At 47.8% G+C, this 19,366-nt stretch carries 19 protein-coding genes and 3 pseudogenes; all 22 read left to right on the forward strand.

The genetic code is table 11. The annotated features are described in order from the left end of the window. The first annotated feature begins 115 nt into the window (after positions 1–115). The gene (locus tag SSCH_RS11385; protein WP_044665570.1) at positions 116–382 is read left to right on the forward strand and encodes a hypothetical protein; all 267 of its coding nucleotides are present in this window, start codon (positions 116–118) and stop codon (positions 380–382) included. Positions 383–451: 69 nt separating this feature from the next. Then, positions 452–601 (forward strand): hypothetical protein, encoded by a 150-nt coding sequence (locus tag SSCH_RS18365; protein WP_269746193.1) that lies wholly within the window; start codon positions 452–454, stop codon positions 599–601. Between the two features lie 421 nt (positions 602–1,022). Next, on the forward strand, positions 1,023–1,367 hold the full coding sequence (locus tag SSCH_RS11390) for a LysM peptidoglycan-binding domain-containing protein (RefSeq protein ID WP_232294397.1): 345 nt from the start codon (positions 1,023–1,025) through the stop codon (positions 1,365–1,367). Positions 1,368–1,898: 531 nt separating this feature from the next. Next, positions 1,899–2,657, forward strand: a complete 759-nt coding sequence (ftcD, locus tag SSCH_RS11395; protein ID WP_332306934.1) for a glutamate formimidoyltransferase — start codon at positions 1,899–1,901, stop codon at positions 2,655–2,657. Next, positions 2,645–2,896: a hypothetical protein gene (locus tag SSCH_RS22480; protein WP_332306933.1), complete on the forward strand. Its 252-nt coding sequence runs from the start codon at positions 2,645–2,647 to the stop codon at positions 2,894–2,896. Before ftcD (SSCH_RS11395) ends, SSCH_RS22480 begins: the two co-directional genes overlap by 13 nt. 413 nt (positions 2,897–3,309) lie before the next feature. Then, positions 3,310–3,753, forward strand: a complete 444-nt coding sequence (locus SSCH_RS11400) for a HutP family protein (RefSeq protein ID WP_269746194.1) — start codon at positions 3,310–3,312, stop codon at positions 3,751–3,753. Positions 3,754–4,330: 577 nt separating this feature from the next. Beyond that, positions 4,331–4,435, forward strand: coding sequence for a hypothetical protein (locus SSCH_RS22020; RefSeq protein ID WP_408645734.1), 105 nt, complete (start codon positions 4,331–4,333; stop codon positions 4,433–4,435). A gap of 172 nt (positions 4,436–4,607) precedes the next feature. Beyond that, the gene (locus SSCH_RS11405) at positions 4,608–5,408 is read left to right on the forward strand and encodes a methyltetrahydrofolate cobalamin methyltransferase (protein WP_044665572.1); all 801 of its coding nucleotides are present in this window, start codon (positions 4,608–4,610) and stop codon (positions 5,406–5,408) included. Between the two features lie 725 nt (positions 5,409–6,133). After that, a pseudogene (gene hutH, locus SSCH_RS21470) lies at positions 6,134–7,685 on the forward strand (histidine ammonia-lyase). Between the two features lie 51 nt (positions 7,686–7,736). Then, complete coding sequence (gene hutI / locus SSCH_RS11415) at positions 7,737–9,011, forward strand: imidazolonepropionase (protein ID WP_156972258.1); 1,275 nt, start codon at positions 7,737–7,739, stop codon at positions 9,009–9,011. A 5-nt stretch (positions 9,012–9,016) separates the two neighbouring features. Next, positions 9,017–9,904, forward strand: a complete 888-nt coding sequence (gene ftcD / locus SSCH_RS11420) for a glutamate formimidoyltransferase (protein WP_044665573.1) — start codon at positions 9,017–9,019, stop codon at positions 9,902–9,904. A gap of 410 nt (positions 9,905–10,314) precedes the next feature. Beyond that, positions 10,315–10,938 (forward strand): cyclodeaminase/cyclohydrolase family protein, encoded by a 624-nt coding sequence (locus SSCH_RS11425; RefSeq protein WP_044665574.1) that lies wholly within the window; start codon positions 10,315–10,317, stop codon positions 10,936–10,938. Positions 10,939–11,200: 262 nt separating this feature from the next. Then, positions 11,201–12,449 (forward strand): annotated as a pseudogene (locus SSCH_RS11430) (sigma-54 interaction domain-containing protein); the annotation flags it as partial. Continuing rightward, entirely contained in the window at positions 12,429–12,698 is a 270-nt protein-coding gene (locus SSCH_RS20395; protein WP_232294404.1) for a helix-turn-helix domain-containing protein, read from the forward strand. The pseudogene SSCH_RS11430 and the gene SSCH_RS20395, both read left to right, overlap by 21 nt. Before the next feature lie 91 nt (positions 12,699–12,789). Further along, positions 12,790–14,808: a urocanate hydratase gene (locus SSCH_RS11435; RefSeq protein WP_044665575.1), complete on the forward strand. Its 2,019-nt coding sequence runs from the start codon at positions 12,790–12,792 to the stop codon at positions 14,806–14,808. A gap of 35 nt (positions 14,809–14,843) precedes the next feature. After that, positions 14,844–15,362 (forward strand): ABC transporter permease, encoded by a 519-nt coding sequence (locus SSCH_RS11440; protein WP_198142422.1) that lies wholly within the window; start codon positions 14,844–14,846, stop codon positions 15,360–15,362. Further along, complete coding sequence (locus tag SSCH_RS21160) at positions 15,362–15,496, forward strand: hypothetical protein (protein WP_269746196.1); 135 nt, start codon at positions 15,362–15,364, stop codon at positions 15,494–15,496. Before SSCH_RS11440 ends, SSCH_RS21160 begins: the two co-directional genes overlap by 1 nt. Before the next feature lie 43 nt (positions 15,497–15,539). Beyond that, positions 15,540–16,661, forward strand: coding sequence for a betaine/proline/choline family ABC transporter ATP-binding protein (locus SSCH_RS11445; protein ID WP_044665576.1), 1,122 nt, complete (start codon positions 15,540–15,542; stop codon positions 16,659–16,661). Beyond that, positions 16,662–17,246, forward strand: coding sequence for an ABC transporter permease (locus tag SSCH_RS11450; protein WP_198142423.1), 585 nt, complete (start codon positions 16,662–16,664; stop codon positions 17,244–17,246). It abuts the gene before it with no gap. Between the two features lie 151 nt (positions 17,247–17,397). After that, entirely contained in the window at positions 17,398–18,324 is a 927-nt protein-coding gene (locus SSCH_RS11455) for an ABC transporter substrate-binding protein (RefSeq protein WP_232294398.1), read from the forward strand. Between the two features lie 210 nt (positions 18,325–18,534). After that, positions 18,535–18,672 (forward strand): annotated as a pseudogene (locus SSCH_RS21165) (hypothetical protein); the annotation flags it as partial. Next, positions 18,661–19,248 (forward strand): molybdopterin-dependent oxidoreductase, encoded by a 588-nt coding sequence (locus tag SSCH_RS11460; RefSeq protein WP_232294399.1) that lies wholly within the window; start codon positions 18,661–18,663, stop codon positions 19,246–19,248. The pseudogene SSCH_RS21165 and the gene SSCH_RS11460, both read left to right, overlap by 12 nt. Positions 19,249–19,366 lie beyond the last annotated feature (118 nt).

The following is a 19,366-nucleotide window of genomic DNA, read 5'->3' on the forward strand; positions in this document are numbered from 1 at the left end:
ACGAGTCGATGAAGGGAACGGGTTATTGAAGAGTTGCGGCGCAACCTTCCGCCCCGGAGTTTTCGAATAGTTCGATGATGGTTATCGTTTTCCATGCCCTTGAACTGAGGATCATATGAGGGAGATTGTCGAACTGATGCTAAAGACCATCGGCAAACGCATCGCAGACTTTGGGCTGCAGCTGGAGTTTACCCAGGAGGCCAAAGAACTTCTTGTCAAAGAAGGCTATGACCCCACCTTCGGCGCCCGTCCACTGCGGCGGGTGATCCAGCGGATGGTGGAGGATGAGCTCTCCGAAGAACTGCTGGCCGGTAGATTCAAGCACGGCGATGAGATTCTCGTGGATGCCGGAGAGGGTAAACTGACGTTCAAACACAGATAAGATGCACCGGGGACGGTTCCTGGCGCATTTCTGAGAAGATACACCGGAGAAGGCAGACTATGTGAATATTTGGGTGCCCGTCTGTTGTGGCGTGTGATTCAGCGGATGGTAGAGGATGGGCTCTCTGAAGAACTGCTGGCTGGCATGGTTCACAGGGATTGGTTTACAGGGGCGGTACTCTTGATCCAAGTTGTAAGGGGCGGTTACTGCTGTATCTAGGCTAGCCACGAGGTGGTGGAGTGAATCAAGGACGATTCTCTTGAACCAATCCAGGCTGGACACGAACCAGCGGATGGAGTGCTGAACCACATTGATAGAGTTTCCTGTTGGTTGCCCTATCACTCCAGCGTTTGACTCAGCTTTAACATGAAAAGATGTTTGTTTCCTGAAAGGGGAGCAGGCATCTTTTTTTATGGATTGTTTAAGTTTGAACGCCGGGACGTTGTTGGCTTTGCAGTCATAGAATATTGAAGTGACTCTCCTGCAGTGGTGTTTGGGTGCAGTGGGGACTGTTCAAAAGCCTTAAAAATTCTTGAGAATGTTTATTTGAAGTGGGAACGGTTACTGCTGCATTTAGTTGGGCTAAACACCCTGGGAAAAAAATACCAGCACTGCGCAGGGGAAAAACCAAACTGGAGTGATGAAAATGGTACAAATAAAACCTCCCTGCTCTTCCGGCCGCTACTGGCGGGTGGAAGCAGGTGATACCCTGTACACCATTGCCACGGCTGTGGGGACATCAGTAAATGAACTGTTGCTTATAAATCCCGGTGTAGATCCCTTTAACCTGCAGATCGGCCAGTTTCTGTGCCTGCCAGAGGAATTTCCCCCTTGTCCCTCAGGGGTGTTTTGGGTGGTGGCTCCGGGGGACACCCTCTATCAGATTTCCCAGGCGACCGGGATTAGCGTGGATGCGCTGCTTGCAGCAAATCCAGGGATCGATCCGGGTAACCTTCAGGTGGGGCAGAAGATCTGTTTGCCTTAAACGGGGTCAGGCTTGAGTAATTTACTTATTATGAAAATAGAGGTCGGAAGCCGGATGCCGGAGGTCGGAAAAAAGATGGTACCGCCTGGGCGACAGGGACTGCTGCCTTAATTTAGTTGTTAGTGGTTGGTAGTTAGTCTTTGGAATGGCCGGTGCCCCAGGCAAACGGGCTTTCCGAGGAGCTGTCCTTTGATCGTGTTTGTCTGAACCCGGCTTAAGCGTTGTGACAGAAGGGGCGGGCAGGTTCTATGGATAGAGAAGAGATCTCTGATGCACTGGGGGTGGTTCCCCAGTGCATGAATTGTAATTTCGCCTCGTTAGACAAGGCTTTCTGACTGGCATACGGCTCAGCAAGCAAGGAAATCGAAGTAACCGCCACGAAATAACTGTTTTGAGTGGTATCCTATTACATCGATGTGAATTTCGGCAATATTTTTGGCAACGAACCGGAGACTATGGAACTGCTCAATGTTTCGGGGCATTGGGGAATGGTCAAGCTATCACTCCGCGTGCAAGGGGGGACTGTCTTTGGTGTACGCGTACAAGTATGATCTGGTATGGGTGATGGCTTCGTTAGCTGCCTTTCCCGACGAACGTAGGTCGGAAGGAGCGGTGGTCTTAAGGAGGGCGGAGATGAAAATTGTAGAGTGTGTGCCTAATTTCAGCGAAGGGCGCCGGATGGATGTGGTGGAGAGAATCCTGGATGCCATACGGAGTTTAGAGGGTGTCAAGATCCTGGATTCGTCATCAGATGCCAGTCACAACCGCACAGTGGTGACCTTTGTGGGGGAACCCCAGGGGGTGAAGGAAGCCGCTTTCCGTGCAGCCCAGATGGCGGCGGAGCTGATCGATATGGAAAACCATCATGGTGAGCACCCCCGCATCGGCGCCACTGATGTGATTCCCTTTACTCCCATCAGCGATGTGACCATGGATGAGTGTGTAGAGATGGCTCGGGAGCTGGGTCAGGAGATTGGGGGAAAACTGTCTATTCCGGTTTTTCTCTATGAAGAGGCAGCAGTAAAACCCGAGCGCAAGAACCTGGCCAAGGTGCGCCGGGGTGAATATGAAGGCCTGAAAGAGGTGATCAGCCAGCCGGAGAGGCATCCGGACTTTGGCCCTGCCCGGATGCACCCCACAGCAGGCGCGACAGCAGTGGGAGCGCGGCCTCCTTTGGTGGCCTATAACATCAACCTGAACACAAGTGATCTGGAGATTGCTAAGCTATTGCCAAAACCATCCGCGGAAGCAGCGGCGGTTATCCCAGCATCAAGGCAATGGGGGTTTTGATCGAGGAAACCGGCACAGCCCAGGTGACGATCAATGTCTGCAACTTCAGAGAGGTTTCCCTGGCCAGGGTTTTTGAAACCGTAATGAGTGAAGCTGAGCGATTCGGTGTGAGCATTGTTGGTAGCGAGATCGTAGGACTGGTACCCATGGAGGCCCTGCTGGAAGCAGCCGCTTTTTATCTGAGGTTCGACGGCTTTCAGCATGACCAGGTTCTGGAGGTCCGGTTATCGCAAGGGTGAGGCGGGATTCTTGCTGCGGTATTTATGTGTATCCGTGTCAGTTAACTCTCCAAATAGATTGGCAGGATGTGACGGCGTATTTTGGTCTTTGCTGATTTCGTTCTTTTTTAATGCATCTGACGTTCCTGCCGTTCCTGTGATCTAGAAATCCAGAAATGCGCCAGGAACCGTCCCCACTGCATTTCTGCCGTCCCTGTGATTCAGAAATGTGCCAGGAACCGTTCCCGGTGCATTCGATAAAAATTTTGAGAGGATTTTTTGTTCTGATAAAGAACTAATATACAAGGTCTGTAATCTGTAGTTCTCCAACATTACCCGTTTATAAAACCCATGATTAGCATTACTGAAAACGCAATCATGCTATAAAGGCAATAGTTATTGTGGATTGTTTATCGAATATTGGAGGCGATTTTTTGAACAGCGATATGACCATCGGGAAGTTGGCAGTTCTGCTTGCTGTTAGTTCCAACAATGAGGAGAACAAGATCTTTAAAAAGGGAGAAGAATTGGGGTACAAGTTGTTTAAAGGGCGGGCAGGCTCTATGGATGGCGAAAAGATCTTTGCAGCGGTGGAGACTGCAGCTAAAAGGAGAGGGATCATTCAGAACCAGTATCGGGAGGAACATACCCTTTATCACTCCATCCTGGATGCCTTTCACGGGGTATGCCGCGGGGAATTGGCACTGGGAAGTATTCTGCGCAGTGTGGGGTTAATTTTCAGTGTTGTCAGGGGGCCGCGCCTGGCCGGAGACTATTCTGACGGTGAGTGGCTGGCTGTTGCTCTTTACGGCACAATTGGTGCCCCGATCAAGGGTTTTGAACATGAAGTGATGGGGCTTGGTATTAACAACATCTAATAATATGCGGTCTACTATCATTGCAAACTATGTTTATCCTGAATTGCTGATTCTGTTTGGTCGATAGTCTAGTTCAACTATCTAGAAATGCGGAAAGACTAAGAACATTGGTTTAATAAATGCTTCTTTGCCAGGCTTGATACCACATTGAAACCGACAGTTTATATTGTTGCCCGTTATGTCTCTGTGACAAGGGGTAACAGAGGTTTGAAGTGTAACGGACAAGCACAGAATTATAAAATATAATTTGTTTAAAAAGGAGAAAGGTGAGCCCTAATTCGAGGGCTCTTTTTTTTTGCGTTTTGTGGAGCTGGGACAAAATATCTAAGTAATAACAATAAATTTAAGTGATTGTTAAGTGATTTAATTAATAGAAGCTTGCTTTGAAAAAATAATTTATTAAGACCGCAACTGTCAAATCCTTTGGCAATTATTTTGAGAGGTACTGTCTTCGCCAAACAAGAAGAAGTTGTCCGAAAAATTAGTATCTAAATAGAGAGAAAGGGGGATTCAGTTGCTGTAACATGCAGCCAGTATTAGGAAAACCGGGATCGCGGTAAGAGACTCCGAAGATGATATAGCAAAACAAGTCGGCTATTCTGATGGCAATTACTTCAGTCAAGTTTTTAAAAAAAGAGAAGGAGTTCAGCCAACACAATACAGTCGTTTCAATCCTGAGTAGTGATGATGTAGGAGACAACAACTGTTAGTGGATAGCTTATTATTTATCTGCGTAGGGGAAGCCAACATTGACATGAAAAGGATTCCGATATGTAGTAAGGGTTTTTGGGCACGGTTTTTGCATGTGATCAGTTAACTAATGACAACTTTTAACCATCAAGGAGGTCGGTAAAGTGCTTATTGTAGGAGAACTTATTAATACCAGTCGTAAAGCTATTAAAGAAGCCGTAGCTAACAGTGATGAAAACTACATCAGGGATATTGCCAAAAAACAGGCTGAAGCTGGAGCTCATTACATCGATGTCAACTGTGGTACTATGGTTGATAACGAACCGGAGGTTATGGGGTGGCTGGTTAAGCTTGTTAGAGATGTGGTAGATGTTCCCTTGTGTATTGACAGTCCTAGCCCGGTGGCCTTGGCAGCAGGATTAGAATTGGCAGCCAAGGGACAGCCGATGATTAATTCCATCACTGCAGAGAAAGAGCGCTACAGTGCCGTTCTACCGCTGGTTTTGAAATATAAGGCTAAAGTGGTGGCTCTCTGTATGGATGACACCGGAATGCCGGATACCGCGGAACAGCGCATTGACATTGTCAGGAAGCTGGTTGCGGATCTCACCGCAGCGGGTGTGCCTGAAGAAGATATCTACTTCGACCCCCTAGTTAAACCGGTAAGTACCGGTGACCAGGCGGGTATGGAGGTTTTGGAGACGCTTCGTTTTATCAAAGGTGAGTATCCAAAGGTTCATAATATCTGCGGCTTGAGCAATATAGGTTTTGGGTTGCCCAACCGCAAGGTGCTTAACCAAGTCTTTATGATCCAGACCATGACTGCTGGGATGGACTCCTACATTATGGATCCCCTGGATAAAACCATGATGGGCTTTCTCTATGCTTCCATGGCCTTGCTGGGGAAGGACCCTTACTGTGTTAATTACCTTAAGGTCCACCGCCAGGGGCTGTATCAGGGCTAAATAAGCAGTGATTAGGGCTTGTTCTACTTAGAGATATGAGACATTGGGGAGTAGAGGCGCATAATTCTTTTTGTCCTGCTCCCTTATTGTTTCGAGTCGCACTGAAGGCAGTTACCCTTGTACTTTTCAGGACGAACAATAGTTTGCTGGCTGGTCGCTGAAAAGGGATGGGGCGAAGGGTACTACACTCCGAACTGAAATGCTAGTGACGCAAAGAATATATGAATGCAAAGTAATTATGCGTAGCGTGGAGGGCGCTGGTTGCTGTTGGTTATTTTGCGACCCTTTACTGGATAAGAATCACAAAAGAGAAGAGGATGACTACCTTTCACCCGGAAAAAGTCCAAGGTTAATTAAAACAGGATGCTTATTCATGGATATAAACTTCGTGAGGATTTGCCAATTTATTTCCAGAGAACTGTTTGTGAAAGTTGGGAGCAGGAAGGCAAAAAGGGTCTCAAGGAACCACTTTTAAGTTTTACTTGCAAAAGGATTTTTGATTTAGTATACTATAAATGCGAAGGCTCATAGTTATGAGATATAAGGGAGTAGACGCAACTGTATTGATGCGTGTATCTCCCTTTTGTTTTTTTAATGAACAGACAATAAAGTAAATCTAGCCCGATTCACTACTCACAGATATGAGCTATGAGGGAGTAGAGGCACACATATGTGCCTTCTGCTCCCTTTGTTTTTGAACCATATTCTTAGGAGGTTTTGTAGCAATGATTGAAATGGAGACAGCTATCAAACACACAATATTTATAGATGGCGAGCACCTGACATTGGAACAGGTCCTTTTGGTCGCCAGAAATAAGGCTGTTGTAAAACTGCATGTGTCAGGGAAAGAAAAGCTGCTCAGATCCAGGAAAATCGTGGAAAGAATTATATCCAGTGGAGAGGTTGCTTACGGCATTACCACTGGTTTTGGTAAGTTCAGCGATGTTTCCATTTCTAAAGAAGACTGCGATACTTTACAAAAAAATATTATCATGAGTCATTCCTGCGGCATAGGGGAACCCCTCCCCCAGGAGGCTGTTCGTGCGATGATGCTGCTTCGTGCCAACTCACTGGTCAAGGGTTACTCAGGTGTCCGGCTTGAGCTTGTGGAACTGCTGTTAAATATGCTGAACAGCGGTATTCACCCGCTGGTTCCCTGTAAGGGGTCAGTCGGTGCCAGCGGTGATTTGATTCCTCTATCACACATTGCTCTTGCATGATCGGGCTGGGAGAGGTGGAGTACAGCGGCAAGAAGATGTCTTCTAAAGATGCTCTGCAGCTTGCTGGGCTGCGCCCAATCTCCCTCACTGCCAAGGAGGGGTTGGCTCTAATTAATGGCACACAGTACATGAGTGCCCTGGGGTGTCTGGCGGTATCTGATGCCCTGGAGCTGTTTAAAGCGGCATCTGTTGCTGCTGCCATGTCCTTTGAAGCCCTGGAGGGTATCCCCAATGCCTTTGATCCCAGGGTGCATGAAGTGCGCCCTCATCAGGGGCAGAGGTTGTGTGCCCAGTTGATGTTGAGGCTTTTGAAGGGCAGCGAACTGATGGGAAGGGAAAAACACAAGCGGGTGCAGGATGCCTATACCATAAGATGCATACCTCAAGTGCATGGGGCTTCATTTGATGCCATCAATTATGTGAAAGGTGTTTTAGAAACGGAGATCAACTCCGCAACCGACAACCCCCTCATCTTCCCAATGGGGGAGATGTGATCAGTGGGGGGAACTTCCACGGACAGCCGTTGGCTCTGGCTCTGGACTTTTTAGCGATCGCTGTTTCCGAATTGGGCAACATCTCTGAGCGGCGCACTGAGAGAATGGTCAACCCATCACTGAATGGAGATCTGCCGCCTTTTTTGACCAGAAACGGGGGTCTGAACTCCGGGCTGATGCTGCTCCAGTATGCTGCGGCATCCCTGGTTTCCGAGAACAAGGTCCTGGCACACCCAGCCAGTGTGGATTCTATTCCCACATCGGGCAACCAGGAGGACCATGTCAGCATGGGGTCTATAGCGGCTCACAAGGTGCGCACTGTGGTGGAGAATGTTTCCTGGGTTATCGCAGCGGAAATGTTGGCTGCCAGCCGCGGCATGGAGTTCATCTCCCATAAGGTTGGCCAGGGGACAGGAATCGCTTACCGGTTGATTCGGGAGAGGGTTCCCTTTAAAGATGCTGACCAAATCCTTTATGAGGAGCTTAATCAGGTGCATGATTTATTGCAGTCCAGGTTGATCAGCATGGAAGTTGAAAAAGCTGTAGGCGGAAAGTTGTGCTGAGATGGGCACAGGGGGTTTGAGTTTGCGGCTTTTTTGAAGGGAGTTTTATAGATGAAAAAAGATATGAGAGCTGATTTTCTATTAATAAATGCCGGGCAGCTGGTGACAGTTGCGGGGAACTCGGATCACCCCAAACGAGGGGATGAGCTTTCAGAGATCGCCGTGATCACAGATGGTGCTGTAGCAGCCAGGGATGGAGTGATCGCTGCTGTAGGCACCACCTCGGAGCTTCAGGATAGAGTGGAACTGGAAGAGGATGCTGTTGTCATCGATGCTCAGGGGAAGGTGGTTCTGCCAGGGCTGGTGGACCCACATACCCATGTTGTCTTTGCCGGTTCCCGGGAGCATGAATTGGAGATGAAGATTCAGGGGATGCCCTATCTGGAAATCCTGGCACGCGGTGGCGGGATCCTGGACACTGTACGCTCCACCAGGGAGGCCAGCTGTGAAGACCTGGTCAGGACTGCTGCAAAATATCTGGATGAGATGCTGGCTCAGGGGACCACAACCGCGGAAGCAAAGAGCGGCTATGGCCTTACCCTGAAGGATGAGCTGAAGATGCTGGAGGCGATCAGGGTCTTGCAAGAGACACAACCTGTGGACCTGGTGCCTACCTTTCTTGGGGCACATGCCATTCCAGAAGAATATAAAGATGACCCGGATGGTTTCGTTGATCTGGTTATCCAGGAGATGCTGCCTGCCATTTCACCTTTAGGGCTGGCCAGGTTCTGTGATGTCTTCTGTGAAGAGGGCGTCTTTTCAGTGGAGCAAACCCGCAGGATTTTATTAGAGGCAAAAAGGCTGGGCTTTGAGCTGAAGATCCATGCGGATGAGATGGTCACACTGGGTGGAGCGGAACTGGCTGCTGAGCTGGGAGCGACCTCTGCGGATCACCTGATGATGATTTCAGATCAGGGGATCGAAATGCTGGCTGCCTCCGAAACCATTGCTGTTCTTCTGCCTGCTACAACCTTCTGTGTGATGGGTGAGCGGTATGCCCCGGCCCGAAAGATGATCGAAAAGGGAGCAGCTGTGGCCCTATCCAGCGATTTCAATCCAGGAAGCAGCCCGGTCAACTCACTGCAGATTGTGATGGGCATCGCCTGCCGCCAGTTGAAAATGACCCCGGCAGAGGTGATTTCTGCGGTGACTATCAATGCCGCCCATGCCATTGGGTGTGCCTCCAGTGTAGGGAGCATTGAAGAAGGCAAAAGGGCTGACCTGGTCATCTTTGATGCCCAGGATTACAGGTATTTGATGTATCGGTTCGGGACGAACCTGGTGGATAAAGTTGTCAAATCTGGACGAATAGTTGTAGGGGGGTAGTGCCGATGAAAATTGTGGAATGTGTGCCCAATTTCAGCGAAGGACGCCGGATGGATGTGGTGGAGAGAATCCTGGAGGCCATTCGCTCTGTAGTGGGTGTTAAGATCCTGGATTCATCATCAGATGCCAGTCATAACCGCACAGTGGTGACCTTTGTGGGGGAACCCCAGGGGGTGAAGGAAGCTGCTTTCCGTGCAGCCCAGATGGCGGCGGAGCTGATCGATATGGAAAACCACCATGGTGAGCACCCCCGCATCGGCGCCACTGATGTGATCCCCTTGATTCCCATCAGCGGGGTGACCATGGATGAGTGTGTAGAACTGGCGCGGGAACTGGGTCAGGAGATCGGAGAAAAGCTGTCTATCCCGGTTTTTCTATATGAAGAGGCAGCAGTAAAACCGAAACGCAAGAACCTGGCCAATGTACGCCGCGGTGAATATGAAGGTTTGAAGGAGGCGATCAAAGAGCCGGAGAGACATCCGGACTTTGGCCCTTCCCAGATGCACCCCACAGCGGGCGCGACAGCAGTGGGAGCGCGGCCTCCTTTGGTGGCCTATAACATCAACCTGAACACAAATGATCTGGAGATTGCTAAGGCAATTGCCAAAACCATCCGCGGAAGCAGCGGCGGCTTTTCCAGCATCAAGGCATTGGGGGTTCTCATTGAGGAGACAAATACCGCCCAGGTTACCATCAATGTCTGCAACTTCAGAGAGGTTTCCCTGGCCAGGGTTTTTGAAACAGTAATGAGTGAAGCTGAGCGTTTCGGTGTGACCATTACCGGCAGCGAGATCGTAGGACTGGTACCCATGGAGGCCCTGCTGGATGCAGCCACCTTCTACCTGAGGCTCGACGGCTTCCAGCCCGACCAGGTCCTGGAAAAAAGACTCTGATTAGTTGGTGACTGTCAGGGGACGATTCCCGGCGCATTTCTGCGCAAGGGATGGGGTGCAGGAGGGACGGTTCCCAGCGCATTTCTGAGTAGTTGGTAACTGTCACCAGAATGCTAAATTTGTCTATACAAGTTGGGCTAAATGGTGACTGTCACCAAAATGAATGGGTTGTATAGACAAGTCTGGCCAAAAGGTGACTGTCACCAAAATTGAAAGGTGACTGTTACCAAAATTGGAACTTTGTAAAGACAAGTTAGCGTAAATGGTGACTGTCACCGAAATCTCGAGCATCTTTTTCCAACGACTAACGACCAACCGAAAAGCAGAAATCGGAGACCGGAAGTCGGAAGTCTGAAGGACCAACGACCAACGACCAACCACCAACCACTAACAAGGGGAGGTTTCCTGCAATGTTAATGGATATGACTGTAAAAGATTTCTTAGCAGAATTGGCATCAAAGTCACCTGCTCCCGGGGGTGGGAGTGTATCTGCGTTAGCTGGGAGTCTTTCAGCTGCCTTGATTTCTATGGTGGCCAATCTTACCACAGGTAATAATGACTCTGGTCCCAATGGGGATGTGGATGCAGCTTTGAAAAAGGCAGCGGAGCTAATGAAGTGTTTGGAAGAAGATGTGGATGCTGATACCGCGGCTTTTAACCGGGTCATGGAGGCCTACCGCCTCCCGAAAGAAACAGATCAGGAAAAGGAAAAGCGTTCTCAGGCTATTCAGCAGGCACTGCAGGGGGCTGCAATGCATCCCCTGAAAGTTGCCCGTCAGTGCCTGGAGGTGATGAGGCTTTGCCGCTGGGCTGTGGCCTCCGGAAACCCCAATGCTTTAAGTGATGCCGGTGTGGCTTCACTGCTGGCACAGTCCGGGATCAATGGGGCACTGTACAATGTGGACATCAATTTGAAAAGCATAAAAGATCCAAAATTCAAAGCAGAGATGGAGATAGAGAGGGATAAGATCCTCGAAGATGCCCGCGCTATCCAAGAAGAGATCCAAAGTTATTTAAGAGGTCGTTTATCGTAAGCACGATTTAAAAGGAGTTCCGTCGAATATAGTCGAAATAAAGCATAACTCCATCCTTTGGGGGTGTGAAGGGATGCAGAACAAACAACTGGACAGCGGTATTGCCATTTTTGCCGAAGACAGGGGGCTGGTTTATACAAGTCCCATGGTTTTAGAGCTGGTCGATGTGGAAGACCTGAGATCCATTGCAGATGGCAAATCTACCAGGAGACTGACAGATAAAGATGGATGCCCTGTTCAAGTTAAATCGGAAAAGACCAATATGGATGGTCAATCAGTTACTATAGCTGTCCTGACTTGGCGGGAACAGCAGGAACACAGGGATCCGCGGGAACCGCAGGAACCGGTGGAAGAGCGTTTGGCATTGCTGGAAAAGGTTCTCGATACCGTTTATGAAGGTGTTATTGTAACTGACACCGAGGGCAAGATAATTTTCTTTAACAGTGCCCTGGAAAGCATGGAAGGGTTAAAAAGGGATGAGGTAGTAGGGCGCTATCTTTCAGAGGTATACAAGGTTTCCTCAGATAAATTTGATCACCAGCTGGTGGTCGAATCAGGAGAACCATATAAAGAACACTCCACAACCTATTTTACCGCTAAAGGGGAAGAGATTAACCTTGTGGCAAGTTATTACCCGGTCAGCCATCAAGGTGAGATTATTGGAGCGTTTTCACTCTGCCGTGATTTCACCAGGATTAAGGATCTGCTCACTAAGAACATGAATTTACAGAGACAGGTTCAGTCAAAGAGAGAAGATGCAAAAAACTTAAATAATGGAACACGCTACATAATTGAGGATTTTATCTATGCCAGTGATCAGATTGATAGACTGATAAATCAAGCACAAAAAGCAGCCTTGAGCGACTTTCCGGTTTTGGTTTATGGGGAAACCGGGACAGGAAAAGAGGTGCTGGTACAGGGGATCCATAATGCCAGCACCCGGCGGGATGAAGCCTTTGTCGGGATCAACTGTGCAGCGATTCCGGAAACACTGCTGGAGAGCACCCTCTTTGGCACAGTAAAAGGGGCGTTCACCGGTGCTGTAGGACAGTCAGGGGTTGTTTCAGAGCAAGCAGGTAAAGGGCACACTGTTTCTCGATGAGATCAATTCCATGCCCCCAACCCTGCAGGCCAAACTGCTTAGAGTTTTGCAGGAGCGGAGATATCGGCGGGTAGGGTGCACAAGAGAACTCCCTTTGGAGTGCCGGATTATGACATCCACAAATATTGACCCCTATAAGTGTATTAAAGAGGGGACATTGAGAGAAGACATCTATTACCGTTTTGCAGTTTTTACACTGTTTATTCCACCATTAAGAGAGCGCACAGAGGATATTGAAGAACTCGTAACTCATTTTATTAAGAACTTCTGCAGGGTTTACGGACAGCGGGATGTGGGACTGGATCCCGAATTGAAACAGGCGTTTTTAGACTACAATTGGCCAGGTAATGTCAGAGAACTGCAGCATGTGATTGAGAGCAGTCTGGTGATGTTAAACCCTGATGAAAAAAAGATCACCTTTGAGCACTTACCTTCATTTATCCGTCACAAATTCAAACAGCAAAAAACACACCTTACACTCCAGTACACACCTACGAAGAACAACTTGAACGAGATCATCAAGGATACAGAGAGACAGGTTATAGAAGATGTGCTGCGCAGCCACAAGGGCAATATCACCAGGGCGGCTGAATCCCTGGGGATCGTGCGTCAAAATCTCCAGTACCGCATGCGCAAACTGGGGATTAAGGCCCAATAATAGAAAGTACGGGAGCTACGGGCTTCCTTGTTTACTGCAACTATTTAACGAAAATATCTACCGCAACGATTAATAAGAGAGGAGATAATAGATGATTACTAATCTGGAGATAGCTGATGCCATGACCGTCAAACTAAGTGATCGACTGCCGGAAATGCCGGAATTCGTACCCGGTATTCGCCGTGCCCCGGACAGGGGTTTTCACCTGTCAAAACACCAGACCAAAATTGCCCTGAAAAATGCCCTTCGCTATGTGCCGGAGAGCCTCCATGAGAAACTCGCCCCGGAATTTTTAAATGAACTCCTTACAAGAGGTCGTATTTACGCCTACCGTTACCGTCCGGAAGGAAGGATTTTCGCCAAACCGGTAGATGAATACAAAGGCAACTGTATGGAAGGCAAGGCCTTCCAGGTGATGGTCGACAATAACCTGGACTTCGAAGTGGCGCTCTACCCTTATGAGCTGGTCACTTATGGGGAGACCGGGAGTGTGTGTCAGAATTGGCTGCAGTACCGGTTGATCAAAAAATACCTGGAGGTAATGACCGACCAGCAGACACTAGTGGTTATGTCTGGACATCCCCTGGGACTCTTCCCTTCCAAACCTGATGCACCTAGGGTGATCATTACCAATGCCCTGATGGTGGGGATGTTCGACAATCCCCATGACTGGGAGGTTGCAGAGGAGATGGGGGTAGCCAATTACGGCCAGATGACCGCCGGCGGGTGGATGTATATTGGGCCTCAGGGCATTGTCCACGGCACCTTCAACACACTGCTCAATGCCGGGCGGCTGAAGCTGGGAGTTCCCCAGGATGGTGATCTGCGGGGGCACCTGTTCGTTTCCTCCGGCCTCGGCGGTATGAGCGGCGCACAGCCCAGGGCGGTGGAAATTGCCAGAGGTGTAGGTATTATCGCTGAAGTGGATTACTCCAGAATCAAGACCAGGCATGACCAGGGCTGGGTGGGAATGGTGTCTGACGACCTGAAGGAGATTTTTAGAACAGCCGACGAGCACATCCGCAAAAAGGAGTCTATCTCTATCGCCTATCACGGCAATATCGTCGACCTTCTGGAGTATGCCGTAGAAAACAACATTCATATTGACCTTCTCTCTGATCAGACATCCTGTCACGCTGTTTATGAAGGTGGTTACTGCCCACAGGGGGTTACCTTTGAGGAGAGAACAAGGATGCTGGCAGAGGAGCGGGAGAGGTTCAACGAACTGGTTGACCAGAGCCTGCAGCGTCACTTTTCTCTGATCAAAGCCCTTACCGAACAGGGCACCTACTTTTTCGATTACGGCAACTCCTTTATGAAGGCAGTGTTTGATGCAGGTGTGAAGGAGATCTCCAAAAACGGGATAGATGAAAAGGACGGTTTTATCTGGCCGTCTTATGTGGAAGATATCATGGGTCCCATGCTCTTCGACTACGGATATGGCCCCTTTCGCTGGGTCTGCCTGAGTGGAAAGCATGAGGATCTGGTTAAAACCGACCACGCTGCCATGGAGTGTATTGACCCTAATCGCCGTGGACAGGACCGTGACAACTACATCTGGATCCGGGATGCGGAACAAAACAAGCTGGTTGTGGGGTCCCAGGCGCGTATCCTTTACCAGGATGCGGAAGGCCGGATGCGAATTGCACTTAAGTTCAATGAAATGGTGCGCTGTGGTGAGATTGGCCCAGTGATGCTCGGCCGGGATCACCATGATGTCAGCGGTACTGATTCACCCTTTAGAGAAACTGCCAACATCAAGGATGGCAGCAATGTGATGGCTGACATGGCCACCCACTGCTTTGCTGGCAATGCCGCCCGTGGAATGAGCCTCATAGCTTTACACAACGGCGGTGGAGTTGGAGTCGGCAAGTCGATCAACGGTGGTTTCGGCCTGCTGCTGGATGGCAGTGAAAGGGTTGATACAATCATCAGATCTGCCCTGCTCTGGGATGTGATGGGAGGTGTAGCCAGACGCTCCTGGGCCAGAAATGAGAACTCCATTACCACAAGTATGGAGTTTAACAGGAACTACCAGGGTAAGGGGCATATCACTTTGCCTTACCTGGTGGAGGAGAAGCTGGTAGAGAAACTGGTAGAGAAAGTTTGAGTTAATACCATGTACTTACGTGAGGGGGTGAGTTTTTGGAATATATCAATTTTATCCAGACATACTCGTCACTTATGTGGGAGTACACAGGGAACCATTTTTCACTTGTTTTTACAGCGGTGCTTATTTCACTGTTGCTTTGGATCCCTGTAGGTGTTCTAATCTCCCGTTATGAGCGTATTTCAGGCACAATGCTGGGAATAGCCAACACGCTTTTCTGCATCCCCAGCCTTGCTCTGTTTTCAGTTTTTGTAACAGTTTCTTTCTTAGGGCTTGGAAGGCGCTCAGCCCTATTGGCTTTAGTTCTGTATGCGATGATGCCCTTGGTTAGAAATACTTATCAGGGGATCAAGGGTGTTGATAAGAGTGTGATCGAGGCAGCCAGAGGGATGGGGATGAATTATTGGAAAATCCTCAAAGAGATTCAACTTCCCTTGGCAGCTCCAGTGATATTTGCGGGATTTAGGATTACAGTTGTTTTGACAACAGGGATCGCTGCTATTGCTGCTTATATCGGGGAGAGAAACCTGGGCCGCTTCATTACCGAAGGCTGATGAGAGGCAATGTTGAGATGATTGTTGTAGGTGCCTTGACTGTAGCCTTTATAGCTATTTTCTTTGACACCGTTCTCGGGTTTTTTGAGAAGCTGATGGTACCTAAAGGATTAAGAGTGCGCCGCAGTAATTAATTTACTTTTGACAGAGGAGATACGCGGGTGAGGGGGATTAAATATGATTGAGTTAAAAAATGTGACGAAAATCTATCCCGGACAGAGTGTTCCGGCGGTGAAAGAGTTAACACTTACGATTCAGGATGGAGAAACCTGTGTTTTTGTCGGTCCTTCCGGGTGTGGCAAGAGCACTATCTTGCGTATGATCAACCGGATGATTGAACCGACATCGGGGACGATACTGGTTGATAAAGAGGATATCTTAAACAAAGATCCTGATAAACTGCGGATGAGCATCGGGTATGTCATCCAGCAGATCGGTTTGCTGCCTCACCGAACAGTTGCTGAAAATGTGGCTATTGTTCCACGACTTTACGGCTGGAGCAAGGAAAAAATCAGCAAGAGGGTTGATGAACTGCTGGAACTGGTAGGATTAGATCCGGAAGAATCAAAGTTCAAGTATCCTGCACAGCTCAGTGGTGGACAGATGCAGAGAGTAGGAGTGGCCCGGGCGATGGCAGCTGACCCTCCTATTATGCTGATGGACGAGCCTTTCGGTGCAGTTGACCCTATAGTCAGGGGACACCTGCAGGATGAGTTCCTCCGGTTGCAAAAAGAGATTAAGAAAACGGTCTGCTTTGTAACCCATGATATCAATGAGGCCATCAAAATGGGAGATACCATCGCCATTTTTGATATCGGTACACTTATTCAACATGGTACTCCACAGGAGATACTGTCTAATCCCGCCAATGAATTTGTGAGCGATTTCATCGGACATGACCGGGTGGTTAAAAAATTGACACTGTTACAAGTTAGTGATGTTGCCAGTGGCATCGCCTGCATCGTCAGGGAGAATGAGCTAAACAATATCAGCCAGAAGATGCAGGATGAAAAAACCGCTGTTTCCATTTTACTGAATGGCTCAGACTCACCTTGTGGATTGATTACAGCGCAAGACATAGAAAAAGCAAGTGATGCCAGCCCGGATCGGTTGAAGGAAATGGCCTTGAGCAAAAAAGGCGCTTTTATAGAAGGGACAGAGCTTCTAACAGATGCACTTTCACAGATGCTGGAATGGGATACAGAGCATCTTGGTGTGATGAATAGGAATGAAATTTGTGGGGTGCTTTCTCTAACAGATATAAGGAAATATGCTTCTGGGAAAGAGGGAGAGGAGTAGATGAACTGGATACGTATAGCTGATGCTCTTTCGAGAACCCCTCATGCGTTGATGATTCATATCATTATGGTGCTTATAGCCCTGACAGTGGCGATTTGCATTTCCTTGCCATTAGGAGTCTTTTTGACAAGGCCGCGGTACAGGAAGTGTGGCGTTATAGTTATGAACATTTTGAATATTGCACAGAGTTTCCCAGGGATGGCTGTCGTTGCCCTTGCTATGCCTATACTCGGGTTGGGATTAAAACCAGCCATTACAGCACTGATTATCCAGGGACTCTTGCCTATTGCAAGAAATACCATTGCCGGTCTCTATGGAGTTAATCCTGATATCAAAGAAGCGGCTCAGGGCATGGGAATGTCTGAGAAAAAAGTTTTAAAAGAAGTAGAACTACCATTAGCTATGCCGGTTATTTTGACTGGGATTAGGACCTCTGCTGTTTATGTGGTCAGTATGGGTACTCTAGCTGCCTACATTGGAGGAGGAGGCCTTGGAGATTTGATTGTAACCGGCTTAAATATGTTTTGGGCAGAGTTCCTGATTGTTGGGGCAAGTATGGGTGCTTTGCTGGCAATTCTTTTTTGACAGGGCGTTGAATTACTTGGAGTACAGGATTACGCCGCCTGGATTGTCAGGATAGCGATGTTGCAATATGAGGGGGTGGTATTGAAATCAGAAGGCATTGCTCTGATCTGCATCTAAAATAATACCTTTGGGCGAAAGAGGGGAATAAGTAGTGAAAAAATCCGTTCGAATTCTAGTGCTAATGCTAGTGCTTGCCTTTGCTCTGGTAGGGGTTGTAGGTTGCGGCGATTCGAAATCTGACAGTAACGGCAAAAAGCCTACAATTATCGTTAGTTCCAAGCCTCCTACAGAAGGACTGTTGTTGGGTACTATGACCTGCCAGTATCTAGAGCATCTTGGCTATCCAGTTGAGAACAAAGTTGGTCTTGGTGCCTTGGCGGTAATTCGACCTGCCCTGGAATCAGGGGAGATCGACTGTTATTGGGAGTATACGGGAACTGTGTTGATCAATATTATGGAGCAGGAACCGAGTTTTGATGGAGAGGAGTGCTATCAAAAAGTCAAAGAATACGATGCCAAGAAAGGCATCCTTTGGCTAGATTATTCTCCATTCAATAATACGTATGGTGTTATGGTAAGAAAGGATATTGCAGACAAATATAATTTAAAAACCATATCGGATCTTGTAGATGCAGTCAATGATGGCGCCAAAATAAGGTTTGCCAGTTCCCAGGAGTGGCAGGAGCGTACCGATGGCATGAAGCACTGGGAACAGGTATATGATTTTTCCTATCCGAAGAAAAATGTTGTACACATTGCTCTGAACATGACCTATGAAGCATTGGATTCCAAACAAGCGGAGGCAGGGCTTGCTTTTACCACTGATGCAAGGATTATGGGCTACGGATTGGTGCTTTTAGAGGATGATCAGAAGGTGTTTCCGGTCTATAACCCCTCACCTCTTTTTAGAAAAGAGATCATCGATGCTTATCCCGAAATACCTGAGCAGATGAAAAAATTAAGTCAGATACTGGATGAGGAAACCATTATGGCTTTGAATAAAGCTGTAGATATTGACAAACAGAGTGTTGATGTTGTTTCCAGGAATTTCTTGAAAGAAAAAGGGTTGATTGAATAAGGTTTTTGAATTACGCGGGATATTTCATTTATTTTGGGCCCTGGTGCTATATCAAGGCAGCACAATTGGGTGCATCAGGGCCAAAGTTTTAAAAATAATGGACTCTGGGTTTCTGCATGTGTTTTCGCTGCGATGGATGGCTTTATCTTAGTACTTTTAGGGGTGAATATTTTTGTAGAAAGAGTACTTTTATAAGAAAAAAGTGAAGAAACCTTTTGCCGCATGTGTGATGAGCGGTGTGGAATTATCATAAATTTTGCAGATGGGCGCATCGTCGATGTGACCGGGTCGAAAAATCACCCGATAAGTAAGGGGCGGACTTGTGTTAAAGCAAGGGTGATCGGTGATTATGTATATTCTCCCCAAAGGTTGTTAAAGCCACTGAAGAAAACTAATAAGGGTTGGGAAGAGATTGATTTAGATCGAGCTTTGGATGAGATTGCTGAAAAAATCAAGTGTATCCAAAGTAAATATGGTAATAAGAGTGTGGGGGTTTGGAAAGGGGAGGCTATTGGATTTAATCAGCAGGAAGATTATGCACGCAGATTTGCTCATGCCCAACAAACGCCGACGTATTTGTCTAACAATACACAATGTTCAATGAGTAGAAAACTCGGCTATATTTCTATCAGAGGACATTATCCTGCACCTGATGTCCTAAATTCCAAATGTATTGTTATTTGGGGTGCAAACCCTATGCATTCAGCGGCGCCCCTGGCAAATATGGTTATGGAAGCACGTAAAAAAGGCGCCAAACTTATTGTAATTGACCCTAAATGCTCATCAATCGCCATGAAAGCAGACATTTTTGCGCAAGTAAAACCGGCGACTGATGGAGCCCTTGCTTTAGGCCTGATTAATAGGATTATCTGCAACAAATGGTATGATGAAGATTTTGTTGCTAATTATACACTTGGGTTTTGAAGAACTAGAAAAATTATGATCAGCGAAGTTTAACTGATCAATTATAGTAGAAAAAGAAACCGGTGTCTCTGGTGAAGTTATTAAATAAGATTGGCCAAGATGTTTTGTGACAGTTCAC

Origin of the sequence: Syntrophaceticus schinkii (assembly GCF_000946815.1) — a bacterium.
GTDB lineage: Bacteria > Bacillota > DSM-12270 > Thermacetogeniales > Thermacetogeniaceae > Syntrophaceticus > Syntrophaceticus schinkii.